This window comes from Bradyrhizobium cajani, assembly GCF_009759665.1.
Classification (GTDB): domain Bacteria; phylum Pseudomonadota; class Alphaproteobacteria; order Rhizobiales; family Xanthobacteraceae; genus Bradyrhizobium; species Bradyrhizobium cajani.
The window spans coordinates 34003-46625 of the sequence record NZ_WQNE01000047.1; the positions used below are offsets into that span (position 1 = coordinate 34003).

A 12623-nucleotide genomic window follows, 5' to 3' on the forward strand; every position below is an offset into this window, starting at 1 on the left:
GGGAGGATTCTGCAGCGCCGCGTGGCGACACGTCGTTGGATTCTGGTTATTCGTGACAGGCCGCGGGGACCACGTGCGTCTGGCCTACGATGCTGAACATCTGCGCGGCATGAAGGCCGTCGAGCGTCGGGCCAGGCACTGGTATCAACCCGGCCTGCGGGACTCTCAGCATCGAGACGAAAACCCAGGGTTCGGGCGGTGAAATCCCCATAACAGCCATGGTGTTGAGGCGCTGCGGCGAGAGATGCTTTTCAAGGAAAGCTTTAACCGCATCACGAAACGGCTTTGCGGATGCACCGACAAGGCCCGGGTGCACGTTCATGTCACCGGCAGTCGAGACCTTGACATTGCCGAACTTTCCCGCCGCAAGTTGATCACGCAAAGATGCAACGTCACGAACGATTGCCTTCGTCAGGTTTGAATCGCGGGAATGGCGCACAACCATCAAGAGATGGATCGGGCTCAAGGTTGAAACTGAAGATAAGATGACCGGCAGTGTCATGGACCTTGAAGCCTTGAGGGTCATTCGTCACCGGCTGAATGATCAGGCGGATTTGCGGTTGCCGGCCAAACTGGGCGATGACATCAGCAGATAATCCCGGGGCACCCGGATCGATCCGGATGCCCGCAACGAACCAGGCATCGATCTTCTTCACGACATCAGGAAGCTGAATGCGGCGCACGCCCGACTCCGGCACGCCTCCCCTTTCTGGATTTTCGGCGTTTGCGATAAAACGCGCGAAATCCTCATCGGAGAAAAGCCGCTGCGGAGCCCGAGTGGGGCCGCTGAGATCGGAAGCCGCGATCAGATTAACGAGGTCTGCCGGAGCCTTGGGTGGAGGAAACAGAATAGACACATCATTGGCCGAAAGCGGCTTCGATGGCGTCTCGGCTCGGGCCGTTCCTGCTCCTGAGGTAAGTGCGACGATCAGCCCCGCTGCGGACAGAGTTGTAAACAACCGACCAAGCTTTGACCGGCCGATTTCACCTTTTGCCATCGTCGGCAATTCCTCTGTAAGATTGAAAAACTCGAAGGTCCGATGTAGACCGGTTTCAGCCAAATAATCCCCGCACGCGGGCCGCGGCCGGTGATCAGGATGTTTACTCGCTGCCATAAAATTTGCTCTGGAACGACTTGAGTTGCGTCGGATGTAACGCCTCTTCAATGCAGCCGAGAAACATCTGGCTTCTTGCATTGACACGCTCCCTATCGGCTGGGCCATGCTCCATGTCGGTTTGCAACGCACGCACGGCGATCCAGTCCTTCGACGGATCCTTGAGCAGCTCAAACAGCGTTCGGTTCTGATAGGGATGAAGCCGAAAGTGGGCAAAAGCGACCTTGGCTGAGATCTTCGCATCACGCAGTGCGTCGGGAAACGTGAGGAGATCAAGCCCCGCCAGTTCTCCGATCTCCTGCACTTGATTCTGCGCTTCCTGATATTGCTCCCGTCCCACCAGTTGATACATTCCTCGTGGACGAAACAGCCAACCGTCGTCCGTTCCGGCCTGGTTTCCGAACGGGTTGCCCGCGTAACCAAGAACAAAGTTGGCCAATTCCTTGGGATGGTTGAGCAATGCGTCCATGCCGACGAGCGGTTTGTTCTTGGCCGCTAGGTCGGCATTGTTCTTTTCTATCCGATCGCGCCATTTGCGCGGCAGTTGCGAGATCGCGCTGTATGAAAAGTCTTCGCTGCTGCGTGTAAAGTCAGCGCTGTCGTAGGAGATTGCCCCTAGGATATAGGCCAGGATCCGCGGATCCGTCTCCTTGATGCGGTCCCATTCCTGCAGCAAGGCTTTGACCTGCTCGGCCTGGAAATAAGCCATATAGCTCTTTCGATATGGCGGCACGGGCGCAGGAGCCGGCGAATGGTCCTTAATCGACTGCGCCAGCTGATGCTCGTACGCGGAAACTTTATCCTGGTATTTTTGATAGCCGCGCTCCTGCAACCACTTGCTCTCATAGCAGGCAAGTAACGGCTGCGGCTTGATCTTTGGAGCGGGCTTGTATTCTTTGTCTAACTCGTCAGCGTAAGCCGCCTGGGCCAGCTTGGCTTCTTTGAGCGTTTCAAAGGCGGATGCGACGGATCCATTCAAGAGATGAAACAACTTCACTTGCAGGCAATCGGCATTGCTCTGCTTCTTGCGGGATTGATCGAAGTCATCCTTCGGCACACAATCCCAGAATCGGCCGCTGCTTAGCGAGATGATATCTTCAGTTTTCTGAGATAGCGTCCAACCAAGCGGCAGGTTGTAAAACGAACCTGTTATGTCTATTCGACCGAACGTTGGAAAGCGTTGCACGCTGGACGTTACATCGCTCGTAGGCCGACGATCGATATTGTTCGCATGGTTGAGTGCAATATAGGTTCGAGAGCTTCGCGTGCTCAAGAGCGCTCGCACCGGCTCCATGAGCTCACCGAACATGAAAGAACCGTGATCTCCGAATTGTCCGCTCACCAGCGACAGCAGATAGATCCGGAATTTTGGCGCGTCAGAGGTGCCCTTGATGCTGTTGAGCCGCTCAATCAAATCGAGCGCGGTCTCTATTCCGGAATTCTCGACATATCCCCCATCCACCAGGCGCGCCTGCGGATTGGCGGTAATACAATCATTCCGTAAGGAGACCGTCGCTGCCGGCGTCACCCATGGAAATCGCGCACTGATAAAGGCCGCCGTGCTAAGCGGGATCGGCAGCGAGTGGCTCTTGACAGTTTGATCGGCTCCGGTTCCGGCACGATCAAGCATCGAGAGAATACAGAGGTCTTTGTCTTTGGCGTGGAGCGGGTCGATATCGAAGGGAGAGATGACAACGCGCTTGCCACTACCGGTATCTGTCGTGTTCAACAACAGCGCGGGCATATTGTTGGAAGGTGTCCAATGTGACTGAAAATCGGCCTTTAGCAGATTGGATTGGTGCCCGGCGCCTTTTTGGCTCTTGAGCATTCTGTCTACAGCATTCTCCAGCGTGTACTCCAGAAAGCGCGCACGATCAAAACTTGGGATAGCGAGCGGAGAAAACAGCTGGGTGAAGTCGGTAAATAGAAAACCCGCAACCAAGGGCGAGAGAAAATCCGTCTCCAAGACGCTTGCAACGCGCTGTTCTACCTGCCCAGGGGCATCGATATCCTCGGCCCGGCCGACGCCGGCCAGAAAATCGGCGATCTTCGGGCATGTCTTTGCGTCGGGAGCGATCGTATCAAGTGGCCCATTGTCGGCATGCAGCGCAGCTGCGAAGATCGCCGAGCCGACGCTCCCTCCGGAGACGCCGCTTATCGCAAACAGATGCTGCCGAAATGCCGGACAAAGATCCTGCATCCTGGCAAGAAAGCGCGCCGCATTGTTGGCTGCGTAGATGCCTCCGCCCTGGGCAGCCACAATGAAAACCGGATATTCTCCGAGCCTCTCGGCCTCGGCCAGGCGCGGTTTTTGCCGAAGCCAATCCCGAAATGCTTCGACTGCAGAAATGCGCATCTCTCCTGATGGGCCGGCTGCTCCGGCCACGCTGCGCAGCCCGTGGTCATCGCTTCCAAACAGTGAGGCAACCAGGAACAAGCCGCCAAACACAACCGGTATAAAAGGAAAATTGAACCTGATCGTCAGTAGCGCAAAGTAGGTGATGAGACCGGCCACGCACATCGCAAAGAGAGCGATTACACCGAACGATCCGACGAATTGTGCAAGCCTGTCTGGAAACAAAACGAACCCGGTCGTCAACAGGGCGATGCCGCCGATCGTGAGCGCGAGAAATCTATAGCGGATGAAATAGGCGATGTTCGCCCGATCCGCGAGTGCGGCCGAGCGATGTTTTGACCCCATCCGCCAAGCGAATACGACAAACGAGGCGAGCAGGATCAACATGGCAAGCGCAAGTATGAGCAGCATGTTCCGCTCGAAGGCGAGCGCTTGGTCCTGAATGCGGAAGATGCTTCCGACCTCCTCGACCTCACCGATCTTTTCAGCCGGCCGCGAGGCGAGTTGACCTGCCGTCGCGGCGATGATCGGCAACGCGCCGAGGACAATGGGTGCAACTTTGATATAAAACGCCACGCGCCCCCTCGCGGGCGGGATATGAGGCAGGGTTGCAGCGCTAAGCTGAAAAGCGGCCGCCCAGATCGTTAGTGCAATCACGCCCACGGCGACAAACTCCTTGAGCGTTACGCACCCAATGTCGTCAGCAGCTATCCGGTAGAGCTCCTGAATCTGATCTGGCAAGTACAACAAAATTGAAATGAATACCGAAAAGACAGCGATCCACCGGAGGTTGCGCGACAATGCAAAGAGCTGCTCGCGCACAGTCATCGCCTCAATTTCCATACTGTCCATCGGAGATAGTCCTGAGCGAGAAATAGGCCTGAATTCTGCAAAATCGTACAAGCCCTCGTCGAAGGCATTCGGCGGCCCGCTACAAACTGACGGGAGATTCCTATCGGGTCCGCCCTGAAAATTGAGAACATAACCTACAGTAGTAGCGCGATTTATCGAATATGATCTTGAACCGTCAAGAGATTTTCGATGCTGATGATCAAGACCCGTGATGTCGGTGTTTTTCGCTCTCAATCCGCCACCGTGCGCACTTTTTCTTCATTCATTCGAATAGAGCGCAACAATCCCGCATGGCCGGCTCAATCTCATCATCAGCCCGAATTGATCTCGGATCATCATCACTCGCTAGAGCCTTTAACAGTTGGCACTCGCGGCGCGTCAGGCGGTCTGCTGCTTTATTGAGGTCTCGCGACCTCACGCCGCTTGAGCTCAACGATCGGCAACTTGCTTATCCAGCCATTGGGACACGGGACGTCGGCTCGTCCTGGTTCGTTCCGGCGCGCCACCAGCACATCCGCAGTGCTAGACGTCGGACATGTCCCTCCCACTGCTCGACGGAACGTTCGAAACTGTTCCTGACGTGCCTGTAGTAGACTGCGGAATCCTTGATGCGGCAGTTCCGCCTGACGAGCACGGCTCGCAGTCGGACGGGGTTGGGGCGGAGTCCGGCTCCACGCCTTGTACTAGCCGGTCGCAAATCTGAAGGACCGCGCTACCTTTCTCCGGCGCGAGCTGGTGTCAGGCACTCCAAACGACAGATACGCCGTGGGATAGATCTTTCGCCCCGACGGGCGTCGGCGCGTCGTTCAACTTCCTACCTGTAGTGCGCCCGCATCGCCGCGCTTCATGGATGCGGGCGCAACCTCAGTTTCCTCGGTTCAGACCAGATGGATAACCTCCTGGGAGACCACAGCTAGGCGTGGGCTCATAACGCGCCGCTAGCCACAGCCGGACAGATGCGAGTTGGACGAAGGCAAGGTAGTTTCCGGCAAGCCTGCCGTAGCGGTTCGCCCACACGACGACGTTGTCTGATCCCGTTGAAGAACCGTTCGACCTGGTTGCGAGCACGATAGAGGTACGGACTGAAGCAGATCGGATCGCTGCGATTGCTTTTCGGCCGGACGTTTGCCCAAGCGCTTTTCTTCACCGCAATCTCTCTGATTCGACCGGCATCGTCGCCACGGTCGGCAAGCAACATTGACCCAGACTTCAGACGAGAGAGCAGTTTTTCGGGAAGCCGAACGTCATGCGCCTCGCCCAGGCTCTACGCAAGCCGTAGGGGCCGACCATTGCTATCGACCACCGCGTGGATTTCCGTCAAGCCGCCGCGTGACCTTCCCATCAATTGGCGCTGGTTCTGCATGATGCAGGCCCATGCTGATGCACAGCTTAAATCCTAGCCCACCTTGCGCAAAAGTTGTGCAATCAATGATTGCTGTAACAAATATTTCAACTAAGTCTTGGTAAAAAATTCATTTGGATGGCCTGCAGCATGACGACGTTTAGGAAACGTCGTCTTCCAATACTTTCGATTTGTGCTGTCGCTCATTTCCCAGGAGTCATTGCCATGCTTTCGCGCTATTCGATCAGGAGCAAACTCGTCGCCGTTATTTCTTTGCTTCTTCTCGTGTTCGGCGGCACGGGCATGCTCGCCATCAGCAACATGCGGCTGATCCAGGGCGACGTCGCTGATTTCCAATCCCGTTGGCTGCCCGCGGTCCGCCTGCTCGGTAACCTCAGAGCCTACACCATCCGATATGGCAGAGTCGTGCGGGATCACATTCTGGAATCCGACTCCGCGAAGAAAGCCTCAGCCGAGAAGCTTCTTGCTGACCTGACGCGCGACATCGAAAGGGAGGGCGCCGCCTAGGAGCTGCTGCTCTCCTCTTCGGAAGAGCACAAGCTTTACACGAACTTCCAACAACTCTGGAGCGCGTATGTCGCGCAAGTTCCAGACGTGCTCTCTGCGTACCCGCCGGAATGATATTGCCACCGCCAGCGATCTGCTTGTTCATCAAATGCAGCCGCTGCGTCAGGACAGCGGACAGGCCCTGCTGAAGGCAATGGACATCAACAACAAGCGTGCCGCGGCCGCCGGTCAGAGTGCTGAGCAGACCTATGCCTTCACATTTTCTCTCATTGTTGGGACTCTTGTCCTCACTGTTTAGTCCCAGACTTTGATGGTGCATCCTTGTCGCACGATTCGAAGGAAGCGCTATGGGACAGATTTTACACGGCTGCGCCACCACGACGGAGGCAGTCCGTCGAGCATACAAAATAGTCAAGAGAGCCTGAGAGGTCTCGCCAAGCGCTACGGGATCAACCAGAAGATTGTCGCGAAGTGGAAGCAGCGCGAGACCGTCACCGATCGTTCGACTGGCCCCAAGGAAGCCAAGTCGACTGTCCTTTCCATCGAGGAGGAGGCGATCATCGTTGCTTTCCGGCAGCATACGCTGCTGCCATTCGACGATTGCCTCTATGCGCTGCAGCCGACCATCCAGCATCTGACGCGGTCATCCCTGCATCGCTGCCTCCAGCATCACGGCATCAGCCGATTGCCGGAAGTCGGCTGTGGCAAGCCCTCGAAGAAGAAGTTCAAGGCTTATCCGATCGGCTACTTCCACATCGGCATCGCCGATGACCTTGCCCCGCGGGTTTAATCCAGTTTGAAGTTCGTTCTGGCCCACGACAAGGACCAGAGCATGAAGCGCAGCCGCTTTTCGGAAGAGCAGATCATCGGGATCTTGAAGGAGCATGAGGCCGGCGTGTCGGTCGCCGATCTGTGCCGCAAGCATGGCGTCAGCGACGCCAGCATTTACAAATGGAAGGCCAAGTTCGGCGGGCTGGAGGTCTCGGAGGCCAAGCGGCTGAAGACGCTGGAGGATGAGAACACGCGGCTGAAACGGTTGCTGGCCGACGCCATGCTGGACAACGCAGCCTTGAAGGACTGCATATTTCACTGATGGTGAGCAGCGATTTCGGACGATCATGAGCGCCGAATTCAGACGATCGTGAGCAGCCCGCTCCGGCCGAGACGGTGATAGAGTCAGCGTTCTGGCTGCTGGTCAAGGGTGATGGTTTTGGCGTTGCGTTTTCGCATGCTTTCGCCGGCAAGCTGGAGGCGGTGAGCGTTATGGACGAGGCGATCCAGGACGGCGTCGGCGTAGGTTGGGTCTCCGATAACTTCGTGCCATGTGTCCACAGGGAGTTGGCTGGTTACGATGGTGGAGGCGCGGCCATGGCGGTCCTCGAGGACTTCCAGTAGATCGCGCCGCTCGGCGGCGGTGAGCACTGACAATCCCCAATCGTCCAAAATCAACAGCTGGGCGCGGCCAATGGTTTTGAGCAAGCGGGCATAACGTCCATCGCCCCGCGCGAGCGCCAACGCCTCGAACAATCTTGGGACGCGATGATAGAGAACCGAGCGATTGTCGCGGCAGGCCTTGTGGCCGAGGGCACAGGCTAACCAACTTTTGCCCAATCCGGTCGCTCCGGTTATGAGCAAATTCTCGTGGCGATCGATCCAGTCGCCGCTGACGAGCTTGGCGAACACGACCCGGTCGATACCCCGCGGCGTGCGCAAATCGACGTCCTCCACGCAGGCATTCTGGCGAAGGGCGGCCAGCTTGAGGCGCGTGGTGAGCCGCCTGGTGTCGCGTTCCGCGGCCTCCCGGTCGACCAGCAGGCCGATGCGATCTTCGAACGGCAAGGCTTCCAGATCGGGCGATCGTCGCTGCTCCTCGAAGGCCTTGGCCATGCCGCTCAAGCCGAGCTCGATCAGGCGTTCGTGGGTGGGATGGTTGAGCATACAGGTCTCCTTGGCTCAGTGGAAATAATCCCGGCCGCGGATGTTGCCGTGGCGCAGGGGTTGGTGTTCGGAGGGTTCGTCGAGAAAGGTGCGATCCAGGCCGTTCTGGAGGATGGAGCGGATCGAGGCGACGGATCGCGCCTTGATCAGAAGGCCGCGCCGGCAGGCCGCGTCGACGCGCTCGGCGCTGTAGCTTTTAACCAGCGACAGAACGCCGAGGCAGGTACGAAAGCCTTGCTCGGGATGCGGCCGGGCCGCGATCACGGCCTGGAAGAAGGCGGCAGTTGACGGACCGATCCGCTCGCCGGCGGCGATTACTCCGGCGGGCGTCCATTGGCCGTAGCGCCGATGGGCGCTGGGCATATGGTCGGCGATGGTGGTGTGGCCCCGCCGGTTGGGCGCGCGGGCGTGGCTGGCGATCCTGCGGCCGTTGTGGAAGATCTCGACCGTCCTGTCGTCGATGCGCGCATCGACAAGCTCACGGATGAGCCGGTACGGCGCGGAATACCAGTGTCCGTCGATCTCGATATGATAGTCGGGGCCGACCCGGCATCGCTTCCAGCATGCGAAAGCGTAAGCCTGGTCCGGCAGCTGTGTGAGCTTGGGCTTGTCGAGCTCGGCGAACAGTTCGGCGCGGCTGGCGCCAAAGTCGCGCATCTGCCGGGCATTGAGTTCGACGACGAGGATCTTGATAGCTGCGTTCAACTCCGCCAACGAAAAGAAGCGTTGGTTGCGCAGCCGCGCCAGAATCCATCGCTGGGCGACTTGCACCGCAACTTCGACCTTTGCCTTGTCTTTTGGCCGCCGCGGCCGGGCGGCGAGAATGGCCGTGCCGTAGTGGCTCGCCATCTCGGCATAGGTTCGGTTGAGGCCGGGATCGTGGCGGTCGGGATTGGTGACGGCGGCCTTGAGATTGTCGCAGACCACGAATGTCGGCGCGCCCCCGAGGAAGGCGAAAAGGTTGATGTGGACCCGGATCCAGTCGGCGAGCCCCTCGCTTGGGCAGGCCTCGGCGTAGGTATAGTTGGACGCGCCCATCGCCGCGACAAACAGCTTCATCGACTGCACTTCCCCGTTTGAGGGGTCGATGACGTCGATGGTGTCGCCGGCGAAATCCACAAAAACCTTCTCGCCGCCCAGATGGGTCTGCCGCATCGAAGGCCGGGCACGCCCCTTCCAGGCCTCGTAGGTCGTGCAGAACCATGTATAGCCGAATCCATCGGGATGGGTGGCGCGATACTCGTCCCACAGCAACCGGCGGGTCACGTTGCGCCGGCGCAGCTCCTTGTCGACATAGCCCCAGTCGGGAACGGGCCGCTGGGGGCTCTGCGACGCCGGCTTCGGCGCAGGGAAAAGCAGCAGCTCCAGGTCTTCGTCGGTCATTCCCGCCGGCAACGGCCAGTTCTTCAGCCCGGCAGCCCCGGCTCGGCGCAGATAGCTGTGCACGGCGCCGTTGCTGATGCCCAGGGTGCGCGCGATGGCTCGCTCCGGCAAGCCTTGAACATGTTTTAAGCGGAGAACCTCTTTGATCCGGCGCATCGACAATCTCTGGGTGGGCATCGGCCTTCCTCGTTCACTGACGAGGCAGTTCCTAAGCCGGTTGAGTTGTCGGCCGAAGCGGGCTGAGCCGCGGAAAAGTTGCTCACGATCCCACGAAATCCGTGCTCACGATCGTCTGAAATCTCTGCTCACGATCCCGTGAAATCCCTGCTCACGATCCCGCGAAACATGCATGAAGGACCTCGTGGGAAAGAATGTATGGTCCGCCCCGTCCGTGCAAGGGTTCGTAACAGCAAAAATGACGCTTCCAGTTGCATAAATGTATCCGGCCTCTCGCGAGTGGACTGCTGTTGCAGCCAGGCCATGATGAGATCCGCGCACGCCGTTCCCAATAAATGGTTCGGGCACGAAGCCCGCTTTTTTGCACAGGGCTTACGGCATGTTGATCCACTGTTTCGTCATCACTGTTCCCGAGCCTTGCAATCGAAGCCAGAAGCGTCAGGCGAAGGCAGGATCTCTGCGTTCGTAGAGTGCTCCGGGCTTGTTCAAGACCACCCAGACAATGCGGGCCATCTTGGCGGCTAGAGCGACAACGGCCTTGTTCGGATGCATCCGAGCCTGGAGCCCGTCGAGCCAGCTTCCTAGGCGATCGCGCGTCCGGTCCAAATGCCGGAAGCAGGATCGCGCGCCATGCACCAAAAGCTTTCTCACATAACGGTTGCCGCGTTTGCTGACGCCAAGCAACGTCTGTTTTCCGCCGGTCGAGTATTGCCTGGGCACTAACCCCAGCCAGGCAGCAAGGTCGCGGGCCTTGCGAAACTGCAGCCCATCACCGACCGCGGCAAGTACGGCGGTCGCACCCAATGCGCCGATGCCAGGAATTGTCATCAGCCGGCGTGTGACGTCCTCTCGATCGGCGACCGCTTCGATCTCCTGTGTCACTTCGCGGATCCGTTCTTCGAGGCGGCGGAGATCGGCGAAGAGATCGCCCACCAGGCGACGCATCACTGGTGACAAATCGTTTCCTTCGTCATTCAAAGCGCGCGGCAACTCGAGTTTGAATATTCCGGCACCCTGACGCAAAGGTACACCGTACTCGAGGCAGAAAGCCCGCATCTGATTGATCAGGCGTGTCCTCGCGCCGACCATCTGGTCACGGATTCGATGCAGCGCTTGAAGATCGACTTGGTCCTCCTCCTTCACGGCGACGAAGCGCATTGTCGGTCGCGTCGTGGCCTCAGCGATCGCCTCGGCGTCGATGATGTCGTTCTTGTTTGACTTCACGTAGGGCTTCACGAATTGCGCGGGGATCAGGCGCACCTTGTGACCAAGTGCCTGTATCTTCCGGGCGAGCCACTGTGAACCGGCGCAGGATTCCATGCCAACTATGCTTGGTTGTGCGCGAGCAAAGAACTGAAGAAGAGTGTCCCGTCGAAAGCGAACTTTCTGATCAGGTGTGCAGTCGCAGCTCAGGCCAACGACGTGGAACAGGTTCTTGCCAATGTCGATCCCATAGACAGGCGCAGGTCGCGGCAAATTGCAATGGGCCATGATACTCTCCTCTATTGATCTGACCTCCCCCATGATGAGGGAGGAGGACGGTGCGGACCATCCCATTAATGGTGACGCCCGCGGGGAAGCGGAAAGCTGTCGCGCATCTCGTGGAGGCCCACGGGATGAGTGAACGGCGGGCGTGTAAAGCCATCGGCTGTTGCCGCATGACCATGAGATACCGAACGACCCGGGCGGCCGAAGCCGGCCTTCGCCAGCGCATGAGGGCGATCGCCCAGGAGCGCCGTCGCTTCGGCTATCGGCGCCTGCACGTTCTGCTCAAGCGGGAGGGCTATGTGATCAACCACATGGCCTAATCGCACGCGCGAGACTGAGGCAGAATATTCTCCTCAGTGCAAAACGAGGAGCATGTGATGACTCTTTATGTTGGTTTGGACGTATCGCAAAAGGAAACGGAGATTTGTGTCATCGACGGTGACGGTCGGCGCACTTGGCGGGGCAAATGCTCCTCGGAACCGGAGTGCATCGCAATGGTGCTGCGCGAGCACGCTCCAGACGCAGTTCGGGTCGGCATGGAAACCGGGCCGTTGGCGATCTGGCTTTGGCATGGGCTGCGCGCTCTCGACGTTCCAATCGACTGCATCCACGCGCGCCATGTCGCGGCGGCGCTCTCGCTGCAAGTTAACAAGACGGATGTGAACGATGCATTTGGGATCGCGCAAGTGGTGCGCTCCGGTTGGTACCGGCCCGTCGCCATCAAGAGCCTGCAGAGCTGTCGTATCCGAGCCCTGCTCTCAGCCAGAAGCGAACTCGTCGCGATTCGTACGACGCTTTACAATCAAATTCGTGGTCTACTGAAGACCTTCGGCGTGGTGCTCGCAGCCGGTAAGGGTGGAACGTTCGAGCGCGCAGTGCTCACGCGATGTCCGGCGGACCCCTTGATCCGAAGCGCCATTGACGCGCTGCTTGAGGCTTGGCGTGTTGCGGGAGAGCGTAGGCAGAGGCTCGATTCGCAGCTTCTACGTCTCGCGCGCTCCCATGAGGCCTGCCAGCGCATGATAACGATCCCCGGTGTAGGCGCGATTACTGCATTGACGTTCACGACGGCCATAGACGATCCTAACCGCTTCTCCCGATCCACCGATGTCGGAGCGTTTCTCGGCCTGACACCTCGGCGCTATCAATCCGGCGAGGTCGATATCTCTGGCCGGATATCCAAGTCAGGCGACCGCATGGCCCGAAGCCTTCTGTTCGAGGCGCCAAATTAGGCCAGTCTGAACTGGAATTTTCCAATTATGATCCCACCGGGACGAGGAGAGTTCCATGAAGGCATCGAAGTTTTCGGAAGCGCAGATCGCGTTCGTTTTGAAGCAGGCGGAAGATGGCGCGGCAGTGGCGGAGGTCTGCCGCAAGGCCGGGATTAGTCAGGCGACGTATTTCAATTGGAAGAAGAAGTATGCGGGGCTGATGCCCTCTGAGA

Annotated in this window: 11 protein-coding genes and 4 pseudogenes; 8 read left to right on the forward strand and 7 right to left on the reverse strand. The window is 58.5% G+C overall.

Translation table 11 applies throughout. The annotated features are described in order from the left end of the window. Positions 1–46 precede the first annotated feature (46 nt). From GPL20_RS39755 to GPL20_RS34870, 3 genes are all read right to left on the reverse strand, one after another. The gene (locus GPL20_RS39755) at positions 47–448 is read right to left on the reverse strand and encodes a hypothetical protein (RefSeq protein ID WP_246251192.1); all 402 of its coding nucleotides are present in this window, start codon (positions 446–448) and stop codon (positions 47–49) included. Further along, entirely contained in the window at positions 393–998 is a 606-nt protein-coding gene (locus tag GPL20_RS39760) for a hypothetical protein (RefSeq protein ID WP_246251194.1), read from the reverse strand. The genes GPL20_RS39755 and GPL20_RS39760 overlap by 56 nt, the downstream gene beginning before the upstream one ends. A gap of 103 nt (positions 999–1101) precedes the next feature. After that, positions 1102–4323, reverse strand: coding sequence for a hypothetical protein (locus GPL20_RS34870; RefSeq protein WP_246251196.1), 3222 nt, complete (start codon positions 4321–4323; stop codon positions 1102–1104). A gap of 189 nt (positions 4324–4512) precedes the next feature. On the opposite strand from GPL20_RS34870, the gene GPL20_RS34875 reads away from it, so the two are divergent. Continuing rightward, complete coding sequence (locus GPL20_RS34875; protein WP_157336655.1) at positions 4513–4725, forward strand: hypothetical protein; 213 nt, start codon at positions 4513–4515, stop codon at positions 4723–4725. A 462-nt stretch (positions 4726–5187) separates the two neighbouring features. On the opposite strand, the pseudogene GPL20_RS34880 reads toward GPL20_RS34875, so the two are convergent. Then, positions 5188–5709: pseudogene (locus GPL20_RS34880) on the reverse strand (IS5 family transposase); the annotation flags it as partial. A 181-nt stretch (positions 5710–5890) separates the two neighbouring features. Between GPL20_RS34880 and GPL20_RS34885 the strand changes: the two are divergent. The 4 genes and pseudogenes from GPL20_RS34885 to GPL20_RS34900 all read left to right on the forward strand — a co-directional run. Then, a complete protein-coding gene (locus GPL20_RS34885) occupies positions 5891–6193 on the forward strand; it encodes an MCP four helix bundle domain-containing protein (protein WP_157336657.1) in 303 nt (100 codons plus the stop codon). Between the two features lie 67 nt (positions 6194–6260). Further along, positions 6261–6491: a hypothetical protein gene (locus GPL20_RS34890; RefSeq protein ID WP_157336659.1), complete on the forward strand. Its 231-nt coding sequence runs from the start codon at positions 6261–6263 to the stop codon at positions 6489–6491. 49 nt (positions 6492–6540) lie between these two features. Then, positions 6541–6962, forward strand: a pseudogene (locus tag GPL20_RS34895) (transposase family protein); the annotation flags it as partial. A 63-nt stretch (positions 6963–7025) separates the two neighbouring features. Continuing rightward, positions 7026–7277, forward strand: a pseudogene (locus tag GPL20_RS34900) (transposase); the annotation flags it as partial. 92 nt (positions 7278–7369) lie between these two features. Here the strand turns inward: GPL20_RS34900 and istB are convergent. From istB to GPL20_RS34915, 3 genes are all read right to left on the reverse strand, one after another. Further along, positions 7370–8131 (reverse strand): IS21-like element helper ATPase IstB, encoded by a 762-nt coding sequence (istB, locus tag GPL20_RS34905; protein ID WP_167533344.1) that lies wholly within the window; start codon positions 8129–8131, stop codon positions 7370–7372. A 15-nt stretch (positions 8132–8146) separates the two neighbouring features. After that, on the reverse strand, positions 8147–9691 hold the full coding sequence (gene istA, locus GPL20_RS34910) for an IS21 family transposase (protein WP_157336661.1): 1545 nt from the start codon (positions 9689–9691) through the stop codon (positions 8147–8149). A 438-nt stretch (positions 9692–10129) separates the two neighbouring features. Next, on the reverse strand, positions 10130–11182 hold the full coding sequence (locus GPL20_RS34915) for an IS110 family RNA-guided transposase (protein WP_157336663.1): 1053 nt from the start codon (positions 11180–11182) through the stop codon (positions 10130–10132). Positions 11183–11250: 68 nt separating this feature from the next. Here GPL20_RS34915 and GPL20_RS34920 point away from each other — a divergent pair. From GPL20_RS34920 to GPL20_RS34930, 3 genes and pseudogenes are all read left to right on the forward strand, one after another. Further along, positions 11251–11490 (forward strand): annotated as a pseudogene (locus GPL20_RS34920) (IS3 family transposase); the annotation flags it as partial. A 66-nt stretch (positions 11491–11556) separates the two neighbouring features. Then, positions 11557–12411 (forward strand): IS110 family RNA-guided transposase, encoded by an 855-nt coding sequence (locus tag GPL20_RS34925; RefSeq protein ID WP_157336665.1) that lies wholly within the window; start codon positions 11557–11559, stop codon positions 12409–12411. A 55-nt stretch (positions 12412–12466) separates the two neighbouring features. Then, on the forward strand, positions 12467–12623 hold a 157-nt coding region (locus GPL20_RS34930; protein ID WP_157336667.1), incomplete at its 3' end, for a transposase.